The organism is Pseudoalteromonas sp. R86517, from assembly GCF_042466295.1.
GTDB lineage: Bacteria > Pseudomonadota > Gammaproteobacteria > Enterobacterales > Alteromonadaceae > Pseudoalteromonas > Pseudoalteromonas atlantica.
Genome location: NZ_JAXHCB010000001.1, coordinates 910,491 through 932,080 on the forward strand (window position 1 = coordinate 910,491; position 21,590 = coordinate 932,080).

A 21,590-nucleotide genomic window follows, 5' to 3' on the forward strand; every position below is an offset into this window, starting at 1 on the left:
AAACATATGGTTGCTATATTTAAAGTTCATTCCGTAGTTTAATTGACGCTGGAGGCCGAATTTGCAAAGTATAAACGCTCAAATTTTTGGCTTGTTAGTGGCGGCGGTGCTTTTTGTATGGTTTTTTAAGCGCATTGGCTTGCCGCCTATTTTGGCGTATTTAGCAACAGGCGTTTTAGCGGGCAGCCATGGCATTGGCTGGCTTGCGCAATCTCACGAAATAGAGTTTATTGCTGAGCTGGGCATCGTATTTTTACTGTTTAGTTTAGGGCTCGAGTTTTCTATATCCCGGCTAATGGCCATGCGCAATATTGTGTTTGGACTGGGCTCGTTACAAGTTGGTGTTACCAGCTTGCTCTTCATTATTATTTTATATTGCTTAAATTTTAGCTTACTCACTAGCTTTACCATTGGCACAATTATGGCGCTTTCTTCAACCGCGGTGGTGGTTAAGCTATTAAAAGAAACTGGCGAACTAAACCAGCGCCGTGGGCAACTGGCGGTGGGCGTATTACTGTTTCAAGATATTGCCGTTGTGCCCCTACTTATTATTTTGCCACTGTTTGCCTCAAGCGATTCGCAAAGTATTAGTTGGGCGCTGGCATTTGCGCTTACAAAAGGCGCGTTTGTGTGCTTATTACTGTGGGCGATTGGTAAATGGGTGCTACCTAAAGTATTTAAAGAAATAGCGCAGGTACGAACCGATGAACTGTTTGTACTTACCACAATTTTGGTGGCGTTATTTGCCGGTTTTTTAACTTACATGTTTGGTTTATCAATGGCCCTTGGGGCATTTTTAGCCGGCATGATGCTAGGAGAGAGCCATTACCGCCATCAACTCGAGGCTGATATTAGGCCATTTCGCGATATATTAATGGGGCTGTTTTTTGTAACTGTGGGGATGCAGCTCGATATTTTATTTGTGCTTTCGCATGGATTTGTGATTATTGGCGCGTTATTTGGCTTGTTAATATTAAAAATTACCGTGCTGGCATTAAGTGCCAGATTAATGCATGAGCGCAATCAAGACTCGTTAGCCTGCGGCGTTATGCTGTGGCAAATGGGAGAATTTGGGTTTGTGCTTATTGCTTTGGCAAGTCAGCATGAGTTGCTCAATTCAGAGCAAGCGTCGTTTTTAATTGCCTTGGGGGTGCTTTCGATGGCGCTAACCCCGTTTTTAATTGATAAAACCCCACTAATTTTAAAGCAATTAGGTATTTTAGATCACCCCAGTATGGCGAGGGAGAGCGAGCCTAAAAGTAGCACCTTATATAATGATCACGTGGTTATTTGTGGCTTTTCACGCGTAGGACAAACTATAGCGCGATTTTTAAAACCCGAAGCCATAGATTACGTTGCCATAGAAAGTAACCCTATTTTAGTACAAGAGGGCAAAGCCGCAGGTGAGCCAGTAATATTTGGCTATGTAAAACAAAAAGATATTTTAAAGTGCGCAGGGGTAGAGCGAGCACGGTTAGTGATAATTACCTTTACAGAGCTTGAGCATGCCCACGTGGTAATAGACGCCATAAAGCAGCTTGCACCCAACGTTAAAATACTAATAAGAACCCGCGACGACAGCCAATTAAACAACTTAAAAGAGTTGGGGGTTACTGAGGTGGTGCCTGAGTCGTTAGAGGCAAGCTTAATGTTGGTTTCGCATGTGTTGTCGATGTCGGGTGTACCGATGACACGCATTGTACGCCGTGTTAGTAAAGAGCGCCGTAATCGCTACCCGCTTATGCAAAGTTTTTACGCCGGTTACTTTAAAGACAACGAAGAAACCTCCTCTGAGCGCTTAGAATACTTACACGTAGTTGCGTTGCCAGATCAAGCCTATGCGGTGGATAAAACAATAGATGAGCTTAACTTATCTAAACGCCGCGTGACTGTAAAAGCTTTGCGCCGAGAGGGGCAAGAAATAGACGACCCATCAACCAGCACCACATTGTGCGCAAACGATGTACTGGTATTGCAAGGTAAGCCTAGGCGGGTAGAGCGAGTAGAGCATTACCTACTCGATGGGCTTGAATAAAAAATGCATTTGATGTTTTTTACTGACATAGATGCAAGTTATTAAAATAACGCAGAGGTAGTTATCAGGAACAGTTGGTTTCAAAGCTTACTCTGCGATTAAATAGCCCATAGAACAAGTTTTAATTAGCAAAAGCCAACATTAGCTAGTCGAGCTCTAAAAATTGGCGTATTTCGGGTAGTTTTTTCATGCCATCTTCATAGCCAATTTGAATTAGGTGCTGAGTGTAGCGTTTTTCAAACAATAAATAGCTGGTTAAACTCGATTGCGAGTGCTTTTTTACCCCAATTGTACGTAGCAGCAACTTAATTGCCCACGGCATATCGCTGTAGTATTGAGCGGCAATATCGTTAAAGTTTTTTGATGGATTAATAATACACGTCTCTATTTGTTTCAGCTCTTGGTGTTTGTCGCGCGCCGGAAGCAGCCCTAAAGTGCGATTGACTCGCTCAAGGCGCTCAAGGTCGGCTTGCATGGTGTCGCTAAATACACTATCGAGTAAATGCCCAGCAACCGCAGAAAGCCCAGGGTAGTGGGGGGAGTAACCCGCCGGATGCGACTCTTTTGGTTGGTCTACCCCAATAATAAATATTTTTTCAGCCCCTAAATGAATAGACGGGCTAAGCGGTGAGAGCTGGTGAATAGAGCCATCGCCAAAATAGTGGTTAAATACATTAACACTTGGAAACACCATAGGAATGGCGCTTGATGCCATTAAATGCTCAACGTTAATGCGCATAGGGCGACCTTCGCGCTTGGCACGCTGCCAAGGTGTTTGTGTATTTGACTGAAAAAACGCAACAGAGTCACCGGTTGTATAGCTTGAAGCGGTAATTGAAATCGCTTCTAAATAATTACGGTGTAAATTACGTTCAATGCGGTGCAGATCTAAAATTTCGTTTAATAAACCGCGCAAAGGGCGGTTATTTAGCAAACTGCCTGGCGGGTGGTTTATATGCTCAGACTGAAAACTGGTTAAAATATTGCGCGCAATATGGCCAAATACACTTAAAAAGTCGCTTTTGTAGACCATAGACGTTGAAAAGTTTTTCCAAACAGACTCAAGTTTACGCACGGCCAAATGTGCACACGAGGCATAACAGGCCAAAGCTGCAGAATTAATCGCGCCTGCAGAAGTGCCGTTAATAATTCTAAATGGTAAAGGCGCGGTGCGAGGCATACTATGAGCAAGCGCTTTAAGCACGCCCACTTGATAAGCAGCGCGAGCGCCACCACCTGTAAGTAATAGGGCTATTTTAGGTTTATGTGGGTCAACTTGCTGGATTTTCATAGTGGTTTTTGAACTGCTTAACGTCTTTTCTTTATTTATCAACTTTAAGTCTTTAAGCTAGAAGAATCAAAGAATAACTGAGTTACTATGGCTCGTTGTTCTAATTAGTAAGTGTAGGTTTATGTTGTAAAGCCTATATTTAAAGTAATAGTGATTACCGATAGTGAATTTTTTCCACTCAGCGTACTCTGAGTAATATGCATTTAAATTTATGGAGTTTGTATGTCAGATAAACCAGAAGCGTCAGATGTTCAAAAACGTCCGCCTAAAAACAATTTTTTATTCGCCGTTATTATTTTAATTATTTTAGTGTGTGCCGCTGCGTTCGTCCTGCTATCGCCCACTGACGAGCCAGAAACTCGCACAGAGGTAGAGCAAACACCTAAAGAGCAACCGGTGATGGAGCTAAAGCCAGAAAACGACCCTGTGGTAGATGCGCCATCAGTTAAGCCTGAAAAGCCAGCTGAGCTAAGCGTACCTGCTCAACGCCCAGCTGAGCCAGAGCCGGTTGTAGAGCCATTACCAACGCTTGATGAAAGCGACACCGTAGTGGTTGCCAAAATGGATGAATACCTAAGCGACTCGGTAATGAGCCTAATGGTAACCGACGATGTAATTCGCCGTGGCGTTGTATTTATAGACAACATAGCCAAAGGCAAAATTGCTAAAAAGCACACGCCAGTGGTTAAACCTGAAGAAGAATTTAGCGTAAACGAAGGGGACATTTTAACAATTGACCCTAACAGCTACGAGCGCTATACACCGTATGTAAAAGTATTTACGAGCATGAGCGCCGCCCAAGCTGTGCGTATGTACGAGCAGTACAAGCCATTAATCAACAACGCGTACAGTGAAATTGGTTACGGCGATGATGAATTTAATCAAACGCTAGAAGATGCTATTGAGTTATTACTTGATACACCGGAGCCAGAAGGCGAGTTACCGCTACTGCGAGACTCGGTTACTTATCAGTATGCGTTTTCTGAATGGGAGCAATTACCGGCTGCACAAAAACAGCTGTTACGTATGGGCCCAGAAAACATGAAAAAAGTAAAAGCAGCACTGCGTAAAATTAAAGCCGAGTTAGAGCGTAATTAATAGGCATTAAAGGCTGTTTTTAACCGCGATTGTATATGAAGTATGCAATCGCACTTTCTTTTTTGATTATCCCTTGAATAACACACCAAAAGTAGAGATAATCCTTCCCGCGCCAACCAAGGCCCTCAATGGTAGTCTTATTGGTCCTCTCGCAACACTAGCAGGCGAACCTGGTCAGGCCCGGAAGGGAGCAGCCACAGTTTGTGACGTGTGTGCCGAGATGTGGCTGGTAAGACTGCCACCCAAATTCCTCATTTGGGTGAAAATACATTCCTTTTAAATTATTCCTTAGTAACACCGTTAGATATTTAGTATCACGAGTGTCGATTTTCCACTATTACCGCTCTACCTCATTTTTACATCCACACTGTTTTTATTATTGCCGTTTACTGCACTAGCAGATGAAACAATCACTATTTATGTAAAAAATCAAATTACTTATTTAGCAACGCCAAAGCAAAGCTCACATCTGCTGAGCTTGGCAATAAATTGCAGTCACTCAATGTTTCAACAGTAATACTCGATGTAGATTATTGCGCAGCTCCAGAAGCGTTAGCTAATGCCTATTTAGCAATCGCAAATGCTAAACCTATGCTTAAGGATATTAAGTTAAATTTAAGTGGCAGTCATAAAAAGAGTAAGTGTAAAAACACATAACACGCTTTTTGACAGGGGGTAATGTGTATCTGTTCCTGTTTTATTGCTGCTAGACAACCCTTGCCTTGTACGTAATAATGTAAAAATTACATTAATTTTAACATGTAAAGTGTTAACAAAGTGCCCCAAGGTTGATTAATGCCGCAAAGAAGTAAGTGGACACTCGCTGTTTTATTAGGGTTATTAGGCGGGTTAGTAAATCTCTCGCCATTGTATTTTTTCGACAGCTCCGAATTTTTGTTTGGGCAATTGTTTGTTTTATGCAGCTTAGTATTTACTGGGCTGCGTTACGCGTGCCTAAGCCTTGCCATTGTTTCTGGTTTTTTACTTTATAGATGGGGCCATTGTTGGCCGAGTATTGTGTATTTACTCGAGCTTTGTTGGCTTTATGCTTTTTGCTTACGCCGCTCTAAACCTATTCTTCCTCTGGGTAGCGTATTTTGGCTATGTATTGGTTTACCCTTTGTATGGGTTATAGGCCAATTTGTTATTGGCTTAGCCTGGTTAACGCTAATAGTAGCGATATCAAAGTACTTAATTAACGCGCTAATAAGCTTGGCGGTGGTTGATTTAGTTAGTGTATTTGTACCTTACGCTAGCCGTGCGTATCAGGGTCGGCCACTGGCAAAAATTTTAAGCTATGTGGTTAGTGTCATTATTATTTTAGTGGTATTGCTAACCAGTGTAATTTTAGTAAACGATCATCATGCGCGCTTAGAGTATGAAGTAAACGCTCAACTAAAAGAAAAAGCCGAGTCTATTAGCACGCAATTAAATGATTATTTAGCATTTCATAAAAACGCCATTGTTATGAGTAGCGACGCAATAAGTGCGGGCACTGCAAGCGATGTGCAGCTCAAACGACTAATGTCGTTATTTCCAGGCTTTACCACCAGCTTGTATGCAAACCCAGATGGCTTTGTAGAGCTAAGCTCGCCCAGCGATTTAATAGAGGGGCTTAGCCTTGCGCAGCGTAGTGTTAAAGACAGAGCATACTTTACCCAAGCTCAGCAGTTCCCTCTGGGTTATACCAGTGGTGTGTTTCAAGGTCGCGGCCTAGGTAACGAGGCCATTGTGGCGCTGTCGGCACCTATATACCGTGACAATACGTTTTATGGTGTGGTAGAGGGCTCGTTAAAGTTAGACCGCTTAGAGCGGTTTATACCTAACTTATTTGAGTACACGGGCGATTTAGTGGTGCTAGATGCGCAGCAAAAAGTGGTATTTAGCTCCCTTGATGAATTTAAAATACTGAGCCATTTTAACGGGGAGGGCTTTAATACCAGTAATTTAGGTGATAAAAACCTATTTCGTTCAACTAAAAACGAGGTGTACCACAGCTCTAGGTACATTGATCCACAAAATCACTGGCAAGTTATTACCTTTTATAATCGTAAGCATTTAAGTATGTCGGTGGCAAAAGCTTGGCTACCCACTATTTTGTTAAGTGCGATATTGATGCTTATGGTGGTTATTTTTATACACCAACTTGCTAATTTATTAGTGCAGCCAATCACTAGCTTAACTACGCTAATGCAAAGCTTTGGCAAAACCAAAACACATAAGTTTAATACAGACTCAAGCTGGCATGAAGTATTGCAGCTACAACAGCAATTTGAATTACTAGCTAATGCGCTTCAGCGTTCAATAGAAAACCTACAAGCCTCTAATATCAGAAACCAAGGGTTAAATACCCAGCTGAGCGAATTTAATCAGCAGCTAGAGGGCAAAGTAGCAGAGCAAACCACCGAGCTTAAAAAAGCGGTAAATAGGGCTAATTTAGCCAATGTTGCTAAGTCGCAATTTTTAGCCAATATGAGCCACGAGCTACGCACCCCTATGAACGGTATTTTAGGCATGGGTGAGGTTTTATTACGCGATAATTCATTAACCGATGAGCAGCGAGAGCTATTAAATACGCAGCAAAAAAGCGCACAAAATTTACTGAAAATTTTAAACGATATTTTAGATTTTTCTAAAATAGAAGCTAACGCCATGGAAATTAGCCCTAGGGCGACTAACCTTGCGCCGTTTATTGCCAATATAAAGTCGTTGTTTTCTCCCATTGTAAGTTCTGATCACGTCGAGTTTATTGTTAGCCAAAGCGACAGGCTGCCAGATTGCGTAAAAGTAGACGACTTACGTTTAAACCAAGTCATTATTAACTTGCTCTCTAATGCGTATAAGTTTACCGAGCGTGGTTTTGTGCGCTTATCGTTTGATTACGAAAACGAGCAACTTTTAATAAGCGTAGCCGATAGCGGCATTGGTATTGAAAAAGATCAGCAGTCGTTGTTATTTAGTGAGTTTACGCAAGCAGATGTAGGTGTGGCACGTAAGTATGGTGGCACAGGCTTAGGTTTAGCAATTAGCCAAGGGTTAATTAAAAAAATGCAGGGTGAAATTACCCTCAACAGCGAACCAGGCAAAGGCAGCGTACTTAAATTTTACGTAAGTGCACCTAAAGCACAGTCCAACAAACCAGAGCCCGTTAAACAGCCGAAGTCGTTGCCTAATTTAAGTGATAAAACACTTTTACTGGTTGAAGATAACCCCATTAACCGCCAAGTAATTGCAAAAATGCTAGAGCCTACAAAGGTAAACTTAGTGATGGCAACCGATGGCATAGAAGCGCTAAAAGTACTTGAATGTAATCGCTTTGATTTAATTTTAATGGATTGCCAAATGCCTAATATGGATGGCTACGAGTGCACCCAAACAATACGGGCTAACGAGGTAAACACAAAGGCACATGTGCCCATTGTTGCTATTACCGCAAACGCCTATGAAGATGATAAGCAGCGCTGTTTGAGTGTAGGCATGGATGACTTTGTATCTAAACCGGTAAATACACAAGGGTTATACGAAGTAATCGCGAGGGTGATAAACGCCCATTAATGCTGCGTTTATCACCATAACAAACTTTAAATAAAATCGAGGGTGAGCAACAAGCGTTGCTCGTTTGCAGCCACCGGTGGCGAGCGATGTACTAGCCCTGCGCCTTCGTTTTCATCCCAGTACTCACCTTTAAGCAGGGCAACATCCCCTTGATTTAGCTGATTAATATTATTTAGGCTTTTAAATAAGCCAGACTCTTCATCGGGCTTACCTAAATTACCAGTTCCAAGCTTTGAGCGGTCTACATCGCTGTGATTTAACCACTGCGTTGCGACGCCTTGGTAAGTTGTCACTAATCGGCACGGAATTTTGTCTACATGAAAACGCGGGCACATAGGTTTATCTAATATTTTTAGCCTTAAACCGGCGCGTTTTAAATCAAATAGGCAGCAAAACATTTCAACTAATAATGCTATGTCTTTACATAGCGCATCAGTTTCATCGCGGTTATTATCATTTGGTTTAAGTGCAGTGACTAACTTATCAAACGCATCATCGGGTGATACCGCAAGCTCAAGTGGTTTTATGGCATTAGTGCTAATGAGTGTATTAACGGCATTTGTTAATGCTTGTTCAAGGTCTCTTTGCCAAATAACGATGTTAGTGTTTTGGTCATAAATGTGTGGCAATATATTGTCGTTATTGTCTTTAGCTGCTCTTCGGTGGAGTTGCTCAGTGGGTTTTATTTGCGCCGTTATTGGAGCTAGGGCATTCATTACACTTCCTCCCAAATAGGAAACGGGTCGTTATAGGTTTTCCAAAAATCCTTACCTTTAAGCACGGCTTCTTCTGGCAGTAGGCAATCATCAAGCGCCTCAATCATGGCGTGTTTATTTAACGACTGACCAATAAATACAAGTTCTTGACGCATATCACCAAAGGGCTCTATCCATTTACTGTTTATATCAGCAAGTAGCTCGGGATCTGTGGGCCAGTCTTTTTTAGGAATTGCTTTATAAAACATGCCAGCAAACCCGTAATGAGCTATACCGCCGGCTTGGCTCCACTGCGCGCAAAATAAAGGGCGCGTTGCGAGCCAAAAATACCCTTTAGAGCGAATGAGCTTGCCAAATTGCTCGGTGTTGTGCAAAAAGTGATAAAACTTTTCAGGGTTAAATGGGCGGCGCGCCGTATAATTAAAGCTGCTAATACCATACTCTTCGGTCTCGGGAATGTGTTCACCACGCATTTCTTTAAGCCAACCCGGCGCTTGTTGGGCGCGTGCAAAATTAAATAAGCCCGTGTTGAGCACTTCGTTAATATTAATATTGCCGTTTGATATAGGAATCATTTTAGCTTGAGTATTAAGCGTATTTAAAATGGCAATAAGCTTATTGAGCTGTTCATTGGTGACTAAATCAGTTTTGCTAATTAAAATAACGTCCGCAAATTCAACTTGATCAACAAGTAGGTCAGCCACGCTTCGCTCGTCGTCTTCTCCTAACGATTCGCCAGTATCTTGTAAATCGTTTGCTTGTTCGTAGTCGGTTAAAAAGTTAACCGCATCAACCACGGTTACCATGGTATCGAGGGTGGCAACATCACCAAGAGAAACACCGTTTTCGTCGGCAAAGGTAAATGTTTCGGCAACCGGTAGAGGTTCTGAAATGCCTGTTGATTCAATGACGAGATAATCAAAACGGCCATCTTTGGCAAGTTTACCCACTTCAACAAGTAAATCTTCTCGTAGTGTGCAGCAAATACAGCCGTTGCTCATTTCGACGAGTTTTTCGTTGCTGTGATTGAGCGACACATCGCTTTTAATTGTGGCTGCATCTATGTTTATGTCGCTCATATCGTTGACAATGACAGCCACTTTTTTTCCTTGTCGGTTATTAAGAATATGGCTAAGTACGGTTGTTTTACCAGCGCCTAAAAAGCCTGATAACACTGTGACGGGCAGTTTATTGATCATTTAATTTTACTTACTAATAGGTATTTATTGTTATGTTATATTGTATCAATTAAATTTTCTAGCACTAGCATGACTTTTTAAATGGTTTGTATGTAATGCTCAGCAGAAGAATAAGTAGACACTTTTGCAAATATAACAAAGCTATTTTGTGTTTTTTGCTATTTTTGAATTTATATAGCTGCGCTATTATGAGCGCCATCAAACTTAGGAGGCATTATGACGTTACTTTTCTCACCCATAGAACTTGCAGGTAAAACTTTAAAAAACCGTATTGTTATGCCACCAATGACTCGCTCGCGCTCAACGCAGCCTGGCGACATTGCCAATGATTTAATGGCCACTTATTACGCTCAGCGAGCAAGTGCTGGGTTAATAGTAAGCGAAGGCACACAAATAAGTGAGCTGGGTAAAGGCTATGCCTGGACACCAGGTATTTACACAAACGAGCAAGTCGCAGGTTGGCGCACGGTGACCAACAAAGTGCACGATGCTGGTGGCGTTATGTTTGCGCAGCTTTGGCATGTAGGGCGCGTAACACACAGCGATAACACAGGCGGTGTGCAGCCTATATCAGCATCGGCCATTGCTGCAAAAGACGTAAAAGTATTTGTAGATACAAACGGCGAGCCTGGCTTTGTAGATACTCAGTTACCGCGTGAAATGAGCAAGCAAGATATTGAAAATGTACTAGGCGAATTTCGCCAAGCGGCTAAAAATGCAGTAGACGCAGGCTTTGACGGCATAGAGCTACACGCCGCTAACGGGTATTTAATTAACCAATTTTTAGACTCGCAATCAAATGCCCGTACTGATGAATATGGCGGCAGTGTGCAAAATCGTTTGCGTTTTTTAACAGAGGTTGTAAATGCAGTAAGCGATGAAATTGGTAGTCAAAAAGTAGGTGTAAGGCTTGCACCACTTACCACGCTTAACGGCACGGTTGATGATAACCCAGAGCAAACATATTTAGCCGTTGCTCAAGCACTAAACGACGCTGGCGTGGGCTATATGCACATTGCTGAAGCCGACTGGGATGATGCCCCTTTAATGAGTGTTGAGTTTAAACAGGCTATTCGTAAAGCGTACAGCGGCGTATTAATTTATGCAGGTAAGTATACTAAAGAACGTGCCGATGAAGCCCTAACACAAGGCTGGGCCGACATGATTGGCTTTGGTCGCCCGTTTGTGTCTAACCCAGATTTACCTGCACGTTTAAAGCAAGGTAAACCGCTAAATAGCCACAACCTCGACACCTTATTTGGTGGCGCAGAGCAAGGCTATACCGATTACCCAACCGCTTAATTATTTATAAATAAAGTATTTTAAGGGCTGCATGTATGCAGCCCTTTTTTTATGCTGGTAAATCAATACTTTTAACTTGGGCTAATACCAATTCGCAAAATAGATCACTTAATTAAGCGGATTGATATAACAATAAAAAGCGCGTAAGTTAAATAGCTTACCCATTTTAAAAACATAAAAATAAAAATGAAAACCAAAGAGATAGAGCAACTCGCGTTATCAGACTCTGAAACCAAAGACGTGATCACCCCGTATGCCTTTAAAATTGACCAAGCGTTATTAGGTCTTCCATTAGCGAGCCCAATTAAACGTGCATTGGCGATGACTATTGATGTCACTTTAATATTTATGGCCGCTAAGTTAAGCGCCACTTTAATTGCCTTTGTGGCTGCCATGGCTTTTTATAAAGGCACTGCGCAGCAATATCTTCCAAAAATGTCGTCGTTTTGGCGCAGAGCCCTAAAGCTTTTTGCCGCGAGCTTTTTATTTGTAAGTTCATTAACTGTACTCTCGTTAGCGATTGATTTTTTTGAAGGCGATACCGCTATTCAAACACCTCAACTAGAAAAAACACAGCAAAACGATGAGCTAAGCGAGCATGATAAAGCAATAATACGCACCTATTTAACACAAACAGACGACGATAAAAACTGTGATGACACTTGCCAAAGCGTTGCTCGAGCAAATTTAGTTGGCCAATTACCAGCGCTTGCTGAAATGCAAAACGTAGGAGGGATTGAAGTTACGCGCACATTATTGCACTTAATGGCTATATCTGATGATGAGCCCGTTGCGGCAGATGATTTTAAAAATAATGAGACAGAGCTAGAAAGCATTTCGGGCGAAATAACTCATAAAAGCAATATCACTGAAAAAGCTGAAACTAAAAGCGTACAAACCAAACCTGTCACCAGCATTGTGCAGTGGGGTAAAGGCATTATTCAAGACCTAGGCCTTGGTTTTGGTTGGGCGGCCGTATACTTTACGTTGTTCTCGTTATTATGGCGCGGACAAACCCCAGGTAAAAAAGTATGTAATATTCGGGTGGTCTCACTAAATGGCGAGCCACTAGGTATGCTTGATTGTTTTGGCAGATACGGCGGATACGGCGCCGGTTTTGCAACAGGTTTATTAGGCTTCTTACAAGTGTACTGGGACCCAAACAGGCAAGCCATTCAAGATAAAATATCAGCGACTGTGGTTATCCAAGGCAGTGTGAATCAAGTTGTAAATGTGAAAACGGTAGAAGAGAATTTAAAAACTACTTAGAAAATAAGCAATTATAAAATATATAGCTTTAGATAAAAAAAGGGCTAAAATAAGGTCTTAATTTAGTTCTTTATAGGTGTTATATGAGACAGGTTTTAGCTGATTGTTCGGCAAGTATTTCAGAACTTAAAAAAAACCCAACCGCGCTTTTAAATGAAGCTGATGGCGCTGCAATAGCCATATTAAATCATAATAAGCCTGCAGCTTACTTGGTGCCTGCACAAATGTATGAGCAACTTATGGAACAATTGGGTGATTATGAACTAACTAAAGTTGTTGAGAGCCGCAGAGGCGATTTATCTCAAGCGGTTGAAGTTAGTATAGATGACTTATAGGTTAAAGTTTTTACCAGCAGCCTTAAAAGAGTGGGAAAAACTTGCACCACCACTTAAAAGCCAGTTTAAAAAGAAACTTGCTGAGCGCTTAGATAATCCACATGTCCCAACCTCTAAATTACGCGGCTTTGATAATGTTTATAAAATAAAATTGCGTACGGCAGGGTACCGCCTTGCTTACGAAGTTATTGATGACGAAGTTGTGGTGTATGTACTCGCAATTGGTAAACGCGATAAAGATGCAATATATAAAAAGTTAGCCTCAAGAGCTAAGGAATAGCTTAGCAATAAAAGCGGTGTTTTGATTGTTGAAAGAAGGGCGGGCGTTTCTTCTTGGTTAGCTATTAATTTAATACAAGGATATGTATGAAAGTCTTATCAATAATATTTTTATATTTATTTTTTACAATAAATGTAAATGCCTCAGAGCCTATTACTTTAGCCAAAACCTATCAGCTTGAGTCTGTAATTTTAAATGAACAACGCAGTTTTAGCGTTTATTTACCGCCAAGCTACAATCAAAGCCCCAATCAAGTATACCCAGTTATTTACTTGCTCGATGGTGACCAAACACATCTAAAAGCTATCGCTGGGCTAGTCGAGGCACTTAGTACTCAGCGGCTAGAGCAGCAAATACAACAAGCAATTATAGTAGCCATTCCTAATAGTCAAAATGCGATAAGAGAGCGGGATTTTACCCCAACCAATGTTGATTGGACATTTAACGGTAAGCTTCTTGAAAAGTTTGAAAATATTGGCAACGCCGCAAATTACAGTGCCTTTTTTGAAAAAGAACTTATTCCTCTCATTAATAAAAATTACCGAACATCAACTAAACGCGTATTAATAGGTGAGTCCTTCGGTGGCTTGTTTGCCAGCTATGTATTGCTTAGAAACCATGCGCTATTTACAGATTACTTAATAATTGATGCAACCTACCTGTGGGATAATAACTACCTAAACCGTTATTTTGATGAGAAACAACTTATAAATAAGCCGCTTAATGGCAATGTATATTTTACCTTTGCAAATAATGACGAAGCGTTTGGCGAAATTGGTAAAACAAATTACCAATGGGGTGTAGCGTTTGCTAAAAAGTTAAAAGCGCACCCAAGCAATAATCTAATTATTAATCAACGTTACTTTAAAGATGAAACTCATGGCACAGTCGCTGCGCTTAGTTGGTATTATGGGATTAAAGAGTTATTAAGGAACTAGCAACCTAGTTTCATAGAATAAAAATATTTAGATGATTTTTAAGGAAAGGCTATGAACGATGACAGCTATGATTGGGTTTTAGCTCCTCATATGATTGAAACATCATATCTATATTTGAAGGCGTCAGAGCTTATGTGGAGTCATTCAATTAGTATTTCGATAGCTAATGCAGCACTAGCTTTGGAGATATTACTTAAAAGCTTTAACTGCAAAGTAGTAAGCAATAATGGATTAACAAACGAAAAATATCAATTCAACGCTAAGGCTCTTAATAAAAAAGAAAATGCACATGATTTGGTGTATCTATTTAATGCGTTACCAACTTCAATTAAGCATAAATTTTCAAGCGACTTTTCAATGATACTGATTGAAAAGTATCGACATACCTTTATTGAAAGTCGCTATATTTATGAGAAAAATGCAATTACCGGGGGAACAACTGCATTAATGGACATGACAACTCGTCTTTTAAAGAAAACAATCTCAATTTATCTTGAAAGAGGGTGTACTGATCAATGGATAAAAAATTACCCTGATGTTTAAACCTTACTAAATTATTGTGGTTGTATTTATATACTGATAGCTGACAACCGACAGCTATCAACTTCCATTCACTTTTTAAACCTAACCCCAATTCCACCGATCATCATCAACACCACAAATCCCCATACAAACACATTGCCGTATTGGCTGTACACGCTGTCGCCTTGTATAAGATTTATATCGGCTTTCATGGTCGCAGCTTCAAACTGTGGCATGGTTTGTTGTGTGTGGCTTATTGGGTCGTATACGGCGCTTACGCCATTGTTGGTAACACGTACCAGCGGGCGTTGTAACTCTAATGCGCGCATGCGGGCTATTTGCATGTGTTGTAATGGCCCAATGGAGTCGCCAAACCACGCGTCGTTACTTACGGTAAACAGCAAGTCAGAGTCGCTTTGGTAATTACCGCGTACTAAATCGGCAAATACTATTTCGTAGCAAATGGCAGGTAGCAGATTAAATCCATTGGCGCGTAAGTTGTTTTGCACTCTATCGCCACGCGTAAACGATGACATAGGTAAATCAAACAATGGCGCTATAGGGCGTAGTATATCCTGAAATGGTACAAATTCGCCGATAGGTAACAACTGGTGCTTACGGTAGCGGTTTTTGTCTAGGTAGCGATAATGGCCGTGCTCGTCGTTGTGCTCTTTATTACCTACCACAATAAGGGTGTTGTAAATGGTTTTGGTGTCGAGCTGGTAGTCAACAATACCGGTAACTAATGCGGTTTTATTAAACGAGGCCGCGCTGTCTAAGTTGGCTAAGTACGTGTCGGCAAGGGCTTCTATTTCGGGCACGGCGGCTTCGGGCCATACCACTAGGTCGGCATCCCAATGTGGGCGTGTTAAGTCTTGGTACTTGCTCATGGTGGTCCAAAACTCACTGGGCTCAAAGCGCAGGTGTTGTTTAATATTACCTTGCACCAATAAGGTCGACATTTCTTTGCCAGAGTAGCGATTATTACCTGAATTTAATGCGCCAATAACAAGTAACGCTAAAGCGGCTGCGCTTATTAATGGGGTTTTAAAATCTTTTTGGGTGAGCCTGTAAAGGGCAAAACCAATGGCAACACAGGTAAGCGTTAAGCCAAATTCGCCAATATAGGGGGCAAGCAGCCTAAGTGGGCCATCTGTTTGTGTATAGCCAAAACTTAGCCACGGAAAGCCAGTCAGTAAGTGTCCACGTAAGTATTCACTAATGGCTATAGTGGCAATTAGAAGTGCCCCCATGCTTTTAGGGCCACTTGCAAAGCGAGTTGCAGCCCAAAACGCCAGCGCCGGAAACAGGGCTAAATATGAGCACAGTAAAGCCATTAACGAGAGCGATGCTATAAGCGGCATGCCGCCAAAGGTGGCAATAGATACATGCACCCAGCTAATACCCGCGCCAAACCAGCCTAAGCCAAATATAAAGCCATATTTAGCAGCGCTTTTTGCGTGCGCTTTGCCTGTGTTGTTTGGGTTAATACAAAAAATAATGGCGGCAATGCTAAAAAATGCGATGGGCCAAATTTGGTAAGGGGCGTAGCCAAAAGTTAAAATAAGGCCCGCAACCAGTGCGAGCCATGCTTTTTTATCTTTTACTAACAGGGTGAGTTTAGTTAGTAGTTTCTTCACTGTCGTTTTCATCAACCTTAGGAACGGTGACTTGCAGTTGTAAAATACGACGGTTATCAGAATTAGTTACTTTAAACTGATAGTCGTCTATTTCAATTGTTTCGCCGCGACTTGGCATATGGCCAAATGCGTGCAGTACCGTGCCGCCAATGGTATCGGCTTCATCGGTACTGTAACCTGTTTTAAAGTACTCGTTAAAGTCATCTACAGGAGTGAGCGCTTGTACTACGTATACATGCTTAGCAAGTTGGCGAATATCTTGTTGATCTTCTTCTTCGTCGTGTTCATCTTCGATTTCGCCGACAATTATTTCAAGAATATCTTCAATGGTGACAAGGCCCGATACACCGCCGTATTCGTCAATCACAATAGCCATGTGGTAGCGTTGCTGACGAAATTCATTTAGTAGGGTGTCTACGCGCTTGCTTTCTGGCACTACCATGGCTGGGCGTAAATATTCGCGCAGTGAGGGTAGGTGCTCATCTTTATTTAAAATAAGCGGCAGCAAGTCTTTTGCGAGCAAAATACCTTCAACGTGGTCTTTGTCTTCACACACCACCGGAAAACGCGAGTGGGTGGAGTCGACCATCATGGGGATCAAATCTTCAAGGGGGCTGTCGACCTCAAGTGTGACCATTTGTGAGCGCGGGATCATTATATCGCGCACTTTAAGCTTGGATACACCAAGCACACCTTCAATCATTTCTTTGGTTTCTGGGTCGATTACGTCACGCTCTTGCGCGTCGGCAATTACTTCAACCAGCTCTTCTCTATTCTGGGGTTCCCCTTGCAACATTTGGGCTATGCGGCCCATCCACGTTTTGCCAGAAGAACCCTGGCTAGATTGCGAGTTATCGTCGCTCATTGCGTCTAAATGCTCCGTTAAATTAAATTTCGTCCCGGTATGGGTCAGCTATGTTTAGCTCTGCAAGTAATTGCTTTTCTATGCTTTCCATCTCAAAAGCGTCTTCACTCTTTATATGGTCAAATCCAAGTAAATGCAAGCATCCATGAATAACCATATGGGCAAAGTGGTCATGAAATGACTTTTCTTGCTCGATTGCCTCGGCCAATACAATGGCTGGGCAAATTATTAAATCACCTACTAATGGCAAATCAATGCCTGGCGGTGCTTCAAATTCGAACGACAACACGTTGGTTGGTTTATTTTTACCACGGTAGTCGTTGTTTAATTGTTGTGATTGGGCTTCATCGCTTATAACGATGCTCAGCTCAGATTCATCACGAAACTTGCTCAGGGCTTTATCGGCCCACAGTGCAAATTGTTCTTCGCTTGGGAGGTTGTCAAACTCACACGCTATTTGTAAATCTAATTCGGTGCTCACGGTATTACTCTTTAGTTGAAGGCGGCTGTTGAGCGGCAAGTTGCTCTTTGGCTTTTTGTTTTTCTATACGCTTTAGTCGCTCGCTTTCGTCATTGCGCTCGTAGGCTTCGACAATACGGCCAACAACAGGGTGGCGAACAATGTCGTGCGATTGGAAAAAGTTAAAGCTAATTTCTTCAACATCGCTAAGTACTTCTATTGCATGGCGAAGGCCTGAGCGCGCACCGCGTGGTAAATCAACTTGTGTTATATCGCCCGTTATTACTGCTTTAGAGTTAAAGCCTATACGGGTTAAAAACATTTTCATTTGCTCGGCGGTGGTATTTTGGCTTTCATCTAAAATAATAAACGCATCATTTAGTGTACGGCCACGCATGTAAGCAAGTGGGGCAATTTCAATAATGTGTTTTTCAATAAGTTTTTCTACTTTTTCAAAGCCAAGCATTTCAAATAGCGCATCGTAAAGAGGGCGTAGGTATGGGTCTACCTTTTGGCTTAAATCGCCTGGTAAAAAACCTAGTTTTTCACCGGCTTCTACCGCTGGGCGGGTAAGTAATATACGACGTATTTCTTGGCGCTCTAGAGCATCTACTGCGGCTGCAACTGCTAGGTAGGTTTTACCTGTACCGGCAGGGCCAATCCCAAAGGTAATGTCGTGATGCAAAATATTAGCAACATACAAACCTTGGTTGTCATTACGCGGTTTAATTACGCCACGGCGGGTTTTAATAAACATTTCTTTGCCGTACGCACTTTGCGGCACTTCTTGTTCTAGGGCTTTTGATTCGGTAATGGCTAAATGTACGTTGTCGGGCTCTATTTCACCAATTTCGCCACGAACAGGTTGAGTATCAACATAAAGGTTTTTTAAAATTTCTACGGCCGCGGCACTTGAGTGCAGTTTACCTGTTACTTTAAAAAAGTTGTCGCGGTGGATTATTTCAACACCTAGGCGGCGTTCAATTTGTTTGATGTTTTCGTCAAACGGGCCACATAAAGAAGAAAGGCGTTTGTTGTCGGCAGGTTCTAAATAAATCTCTAATGTTTTTAACTGATTACTCAAAATTACTTCCTATTCGGGTGCGCCAGTAAGGGTTACTGGCGCAATGAATTTATACAACTACGGTACGAAAGTAGCTACGCCAATTTCGTTAGTTGTATCGATTTTTGGCTCAACGCTTGCAGCTTTTGTTAAAATAGCTGAAGGAGCAATATCACGACGTAAGTTCATTTCTGATTCTGTACGAATTAAATCGCCACGTAAAGAGTTTGGTAACGCTTCGGTAATACGTACATCAACAAACTGGCCGATCACTGTGTGTGGGCCAACAAAGTTAACTACACGGTTGTTTTCGGTGCGGCCACGTAATTCCATTGGGTTCTTTTTAGAAGGCCCCTCAACTAAAATACGTTGCTCTGTATCAAACATTTGGCGGCTAATTTGTTGTGCCATTTGTGTAATACGGTTTTGTAGTAGGTATAAGCGCTCTTTTTTCTCTTGCTCTGATACGTCATCAGGTAAGTCGGCGGCAGGCGTACCTGGACGCGCACTGTAAATAAAGCTAAAGCTCATATCAAAGCCAATGTCGTTAATCAGGTTCATCGTGGCTTCAAAGTCTGTTTTGCTTTCACCTGGGAAACCAATAATGAAGTCTGACGACATGCTTAAGTTAGGGCGAATTTTACGCAGCTTACGTATTGTTGATTTGTACTCAAGCGCTGTATGGCCGCGTTTCATTAAATTAAGAATACGGTCTGAACCACTTTGCACAGGTAGGTGTAAGTGATCAACAAGCTCTGGTACATCAGCGTACGCATCAATAATATCTGGCGTAAACTCTACCGGGTGCGAGGTGGTGTAACGAATACGGTCAATGCCATCAATCGCTGCTACATAACGGATTAAATCTGAGAAGTAACAAATTTCGCCATCGTGTGTTTCACCGCGGTATGCATTTACGTTTTGACCAAGCAGGTTTACTTCACGTACGCCTTGCTCGGCAAGTTGCGCAACTTCTAATAATACGTCATCTAATGGGCGGCTAACTTCTTCACCACGGGTATAAGGTACAACACAAAAAGTACAGTACTTAGAACAACCTTCCATTATTGATACAAATGCAGACGGGCCTTCTGCTTTTGGCTCTGGTAAACGGTCAAACTTTTCAATTTCTGGGAACGAAATATCAACCACCGATGAGCCTTTGTCGCCTTGCACTTGTTTAATCATTTCTGGTAAACGGTGCAATGTTTGTGGGCCAAAAATAACATCAACAAACGGTGCGCGCTGGCGAATAGAGTCACCTTCTTGTGAGGCAACACAACCACCTACACCAATAATTAAATCTGGCTTGTCGTCTTTTAATAACTTCCAGCGACCTAATTGGTGAAATACTTTTTCTTGCGCTTTTTCACGAATTGAACAGGTGTTAAGTAAAATAACGTCGGCGTCTGCTGCTTCTTCCGTTAGCTGGTAGCCGTTGGTTGCATCTAAAAGATCAGCCATCTTCTGAGAGTCGTACTCGTTCATCTGACAACCCCAAGTTTTGATATGCAGCTTTTTGCTCATTGAAATATAGCCTCGTGTTCAATTCGGTAGTGGCACAAAAATGTGCTTAAAACGGGATTAAGGAGCAAGGTTGCTCACTTAAAGGACGCGTATTTTAGCTGGATACCCGCCCAGATCCAAGTATAGTTTTCATGTTTGTGATCTCAAATCAATACACAGGCAGTTTAATAGCGTGATAGTTATATACTCTCGCACTAATGCGGCGAGTTACGGTACAATCAAAACAGTTTCACGTATTAACCAAATGATGAAAAACATGACTCAAAACAAAGTGATTGTTGTAGGCGCAGGGATGGTCGGTGCGGCCATGGCCATAAAGCTTGCACAGCAAGGAAAATCAGTACAAATAATAGAAAAAAAACTGATTAACGCCGATGCCATTTTAGCAAGTGATCAGGTAGATATACGGGTATCGGCTATTAACCGTTTTTCAGAAAACCTGCTGGACGAGCTAGGGGCTATGCCTATTTTAAGGCAAAACCGATTAGCACCTTACACGCAGTTAGAAGCATTTGAGCGCGGTGGCGACAACCTATTATTTGATTGCGCCGATATTAATACTTCGCACTTAGGTCATTTAATTGAAAACAATTTAATACAAGCAAGCCTTTGGCAGCAGTTTGCACATTATAATATTGAGGTTATTGAACAATCAGCACCTTTAAGTGCTATTGAGCAAGACACAACGTCAATCACCCTCATTTATGGCGATACCCGTTACACTGCTGATTTAGTTATTGCAGCCGATGGCGGGCAATCGCAGCTACGTGCAAAGGCAAATATTGGTGTAACAGGGTGGCAGTATCAGCAGCACTGCATGGGCGTACTAATAAAGCTAGATGCGCCGCAGCAAGTAAAAACATGGCAACAATTTACTCCTACAGGCCCGTTAGCCTTTTTACCTATGCAGGCGCCATACGCTAATTTAATTTGGTACGACAGCGCCAATACCTTACAAAACTTTAAAGGATTAACGGCTGAGCAAATTAAAGCGCATGTTTTAAATAAGTTTCCGCTTCTTGCAGGGGATTTTGAGGTGCAAAGCCATGCGGTATTTCCGCTTACTCGTCAGCATGCAAATAATTACTCTAATGGGCGTTTGGTGTTAGTGGGCGATGCGGCTCATACAATTAATCCACTGGCTGGGCAGGGCGTTAATTTAGGCTTTCAAGATGTGGTAGCACTCGCACAGGCACTTGAAGACGCTGATGATATAGGTTGTCCGCTAAAACTAAAAGAATACGAGCGAAGCCGCCGTAAAGCCAACCTATTAATGATGAGCATGATGGATGCGTGTTACTTTGGTTTTTCTAATCAAATTACGCCACTAAAATGGGCACGCAGCCAGTTTTTAAAAATGGCTAACAATACCGGTCCTTTAAAAAACTGGGTATTAAAATACGCCATTAGTGGGGAGCTTAATTAAATCCGCTTAAGTGATTGGCTAAATTAATAAATGCACAGCCAATCACTCTCTTTCTTATGCCATTTAGGC

General features: G+C 41.9%; 18 protein-coding genes and 1 other RNA gene. 11 read left to right on the top strand and 8 right to left on the bottom strand.

Going from position 1 to position 21,590, the window contains the following annotated elements; translation table 11 throughout:
* Positions 1 to 61 precede the first annotated feature (61 nt).
* Positions 62 to 2,035, top strand: coding sequence for a monovalent cation:proton antiporter-2 (CPA2) family protein (locus SJY38_RS03985; RefSeq protein ID WP_024033827.1), 1,974 nt, complete (start codon positions 62 to 64; stop codon positions 2,033 to 2,035).
* Between the two features lie 145 nt (positions 2,036 to 2,180).
* On the opposite strand, the gene SJY38_RS03990 is transcribed toward SJY38_RS03985, so the two are convergent.
* Positions 2,181 to 3,326 (bottom strand): patatin-like phospholipase family protein, encoded by a 1,146-nt coding sequence (locus tag SJY38_RS03990; protein WP_004586945.1) that lies wholly within the window; start codon positions 3,324 to 3,326, stop codon positions 2,181 to 2,183.
* A gap of 222 nt (positions 3,327 to 3,548) precedes the next feature.
* Between SJY38_RS03990 and SJY38_RS03995 the strand changes: the two genes are divergently transcribed.
* The 3 genes from SJY38_RS03995 to SJY38_RS04005 all read left to right on the top strand — a co-directional run bounded on the left by SJY38_RS03995 (position 3,549) and on the right by SJY38_RS04005 (position 7,979).
* Entirely contained in the window at positions 3,549 to 4,424 is an 876-nt protein-coding gene (locus SJY38_RS03995) for a DUF3014 domain-containing protein (protein WP_004586946.1), read from the top strand.
* Positions 4,425 to 4,562: 138 nt separating this feature from the next.
* Positions 4,563 to 4,659: signal recognition particle sRNA small type (gene ffs / locus SJY38_RS04000), an RNA gene on the top strand.
* 560 nt (positions 4,660 to 5,219) lie between these two features.
* Positions 5,220 to 7,979 (top strand): response regulator, encoded by a 2,760-nt coding sequence (locus tag SJY38_RS04005; RefSeq protein WP_377109312.1) that lies wholly within the window; start codon positions 5,220 to 5,222, stop codon positions 7,977 to 7,979.
* A 26-nt stretch (positions 7,980 to 8,005) separates the two neighbouring features.
* Here the strand turns inward: SJY38_RS04005 and SJY38_RS04010 are convergent, their stop codons facing one another.
* Positions 8,006 to 8,695 (bottom strand): DUF1826 domain-containing protein, encoded by a 690-nt coding sequence (locus SJY38_RS04010; protein WP_377109313.1) that lies wholly within the window; start codon positions 8,693 to 8,695, stop codon positions 8,006 to 8,008.
* Positions 8,695 to 9,894: a zinc metallochaperone GTPase ZigA gene (gene zigA, locus SJY38_RS04015; protein ID WP_377109314.1), complete on the bottom strand. Its 1,200-nt coding sequence runs from the start codon at positions 9,892 to 9,894 to the stop codon at positions 8,695 to 8,697. The genes SJY38_RS04010 and zigA overlap by 1 nt, the downstream gene beginning before the upstream one ends.
* A gap of 216 nt (positions 9,895 to 10,110) precedes the next feature.
* On the opposite strand from zigA, the gene SJY38_RS04020 reads away from it, so the two are divergent.
* From SJY38_RS04020 to SJY38_RS04045, 6 genes are all read left to right on the top strand, one after another.
* A complete protein-coding gene (locus tag SJY38_RS04020; RefSeq protein WP_377109315.1) occupies positions 10,111 to 11,196 on the top strand; it encodes an alkene reductase in 1,086 nt (361 codons plus the stop codon).
* A 186-nt stretch (positions 11,197 to 11,382) separates the two neighbouring features.
* A complete protein-coding gene (locus SJY38_RS04025) occupies positions 11,383 to 12,465 on the top strand; it encodes an RDD family protein (RefSeq protein WP_377109316.1) in 1,083 nt (360 codons plus the stop codon).
* An 83-nt stretch (positions 12,466 to 12,548) separates the two neighbouring features.
* Positions 12,549 to 12,800, top strand: coding sequence for a type II toxin-antitoxin system Phd/YefM family antitoxin (locus SJY38_RS04030; protein ID WP_054983456.1), 252 nt, complete (start codon positions 12,549 to 12,551; stop codon positions 12,798 to 12,800).
* The gene (locus tag SJY38_RS04035; RefSeq protein ID WP_377109317.1) at positions 12,790 to 13,080 is read left to right on the top strand and encodes a type II toxin-antitoxin system RelE/ParE family toxin; all 291 of its coding nucleotides are present in this window, start codon (positions 12,790 to 12,792) and stop codon (positions 13,078 to 13,080) included. Before SJY38_RS04030 ends, SJY38_RS04035 begins: the two co-directional genes overlap by 11 nt.
* An 86-nt stretch (positions 13,081 to 13,166) precedes the next feature.
* The gene (locus SJY38_RS04040) at positions 13,167 to 14,018 is read left to right on the top strand and encodes an alpha/beta hydrolase (protein ID WP_377109318.1); all 852 of its coding nucleotides are present in this window, start codon (positions 13,167 to 13,169) and stop codon (positions 14,016 to 14,018) included.
* Between the two features lie 51 nt (positions 14,019 to 14,069).
* Entirely contained in the window at positions 14,070 to 14,561 is a 492-nt protein-coding gene (locus tag SJY38_RS04045) for a hypothetical protein (protein WP_286743016.1), read from the top strand.
* 68 nt (positions 14,562 to 14,629) lie between these two features.
* Here SJY38_RS04045 and lnt read toward each other — a convergent pair whose 3' ends face one another.
* From lnt to miaB, 5 genes are read right to left on the bottom strand one after another with little or no spacing between them, the layout of a single operon-like run.
* Positions 14,630 to 16,180 (bottom strand): apolipoprotein N-acyltransferase, encoded by a 1,551-nt coding sequence (lnt, locus tag SJY38_RS04050; protein WP_377109319.1) that lies wholly within the window; start codon positions 16,178 to 16,180, stop codon positions 14,630 to 14,632.
* A complete protein-coding gene (gene corC, locus SJY38_RS04055; RefSeq protein ID WP_004589463.1) occupies positions 16,161 to 17,045 on the bottom strand; it encodes a CNNM family magnesium/cobalt transport protein CorC in 885 nt (294 codons plus the stop codon). Before corC ends, lnt begins: the two co-directional genes overlap by 20 nt.
* 22 nt (positions 17,046 to 17,067) lie before the next feature.
* Positions 17,068 to 17,526: an rRNA maturation RNase YbeY gene (gene ybeY / locus SJY38_RS04060; RefSeq protein WP_024033864.1), complete on the bottom strand. Its 459-nt coding sequence runs from the start codon at positions 17,524 to 17,526 to the stop codon at positions 17,068 to 17,070.
* Between the two features lie 4 nt (positions 17,527 to 17,530).
* Entirely contained in the window at positions 17,531 to 18,589 is a 1,059-nt protein-coding gene (locus tag SJY38_RS04065; RefSeq protein ID WP_055253090.1) for a PhoH family protein, read from the bottom strand.
* 57 nt (positions 18,590 to 18,646) lie between these two features.
* The gene (miaB, locus tag SJY38_RS04070; protein WP_029774570.1) at positions 18,647 to 20,095 is read right to left on the bottom strand and encodes a tRNA (N6-isopentenyl adenosine(37)-C2)-methylthiotransferase MiaB; all 1,449 of its coding nucleotides are present in this window, start codon (positions 20,093 to 20,095) and stop codon (positions 18,647 to 18,649) included.
* Between the two features lie 256 nt (positions 20,096 to 20,351).
* Between miaB and SJY38_RS04075 the strand changes: the two genes are divergently transcribed.
* Positions 20,352 to 21,521 carry an FAD-dependent monooxygenase gene (locus tag SJY38_RS04075; RefSeq protein ID WP_377109320.1) on the top strand — a complete coding sequence of 390 codons (1,170 nt, stop codon included), beginning with the start codon at positions 20,352 to 20,354 and terminating at the stop codon, positions 21,519 to 21,521.
* The last annotated feature ends 69 nt before the right edge of the window (positions 21,522 to 21,590 follow it).

Bases quoted from the DNA above. Each gene is read 5' to 3' on its own strand.
- SJY38_RS03990 (WP_004586945.1), bottom strand. From the start codon at position 3,326: ATGAAAATCCAGCAAGTTGACCCACATAAACCTAAAATAGCCCTATTA.
- SJY38_RS03995 (WP_004586946.1), top strand. From the start codon at position 3,549: ATGTCAGATAAACCAGAAGCGTCAGATGTTCAAAAACGTCCGCCTAAA.
- SJY38_RS04005 (WP_377109312.1), top strand. From the start codon at position 5,220: ATGCCGCAAAGAAGTAAGTGGACACTCGCTGTTTTATTAGGGTTATTA.
- SJY38_RS04010 (WP_377109313.1), bottom strand. From the start codon at position 8,695: ATGAATGCCCTAGCTCCAATAACGGCGCAAATAAAACCCACTGAGCAA.
- zigA (WP_377109314.1), bottom strand. From the start codon at position 9,894: ATGATCAATAAACTGCCCGTCACAGTGTTATCAGGCTTTTTAGGCGCT.
- SJY38_RS04020 (WP_377109315.1), top strand. From the start codon at position 10,111: ATGACGTTACTTTTCTCACCCATAGAACTTGCAGGTAAAACTTTAAAA.
- SJY38_RS04025 (WP_377109316.1), top strand. From the start codon at position 11,383: ATGAAAACCAAAGAGATAGAGCAACTCGCGTTATCAGACTCTGAAACC.
- SJY38_RS04030 (WP_054983456.1), top strand. From the start codon at position 12,549: ATGAGACAGGTTTTAGCTGATTGTTCGGCAAGTATTTCAGAACTTAAA.
- SJY38_RS04035 (WP_377109317.1), top strand. From the start codon at position 12,790: ATGACTTATAGGTTAAAGTTTTTACCAGCAGCCTTAAAAGAGTGGGAA.
- SJY38_RS04040 (WP_377109318.1), top strand. From the start codon at position 13,167: ATGAAAGTCTTATCAATAATATTTTTATATTTATTTTTTACAATAAAT.
- SJY38_RS04045 (WP_286743016.1), top strand. From the start codon at position 14,070: ATGAACGATGACAGCTATGATTGGGTTTTAGCTCCTCATATGATTGAA.
- corC (WP_004589463.1), bottom strand. From the start codon at position 17,045: ATGAGCGACGATAACTCGCAATCTAGCCAGGGTTCTTCTGGCAAAACG.
- miaB (WP_029774570.1), bottom strand. From the start codon at position 20,095: ATGAGCAAAAAGCTGCATATCAAAACTTGGGGTTGTCAGATGAACGAG.
- SJY38_RS04075 (WP_377109320.1), top strand. From the start codon at position 20,352: ATGACTCAAAACAAAGTGATTGTTGTAGGCGCAGGGATGGTCGGTGCG.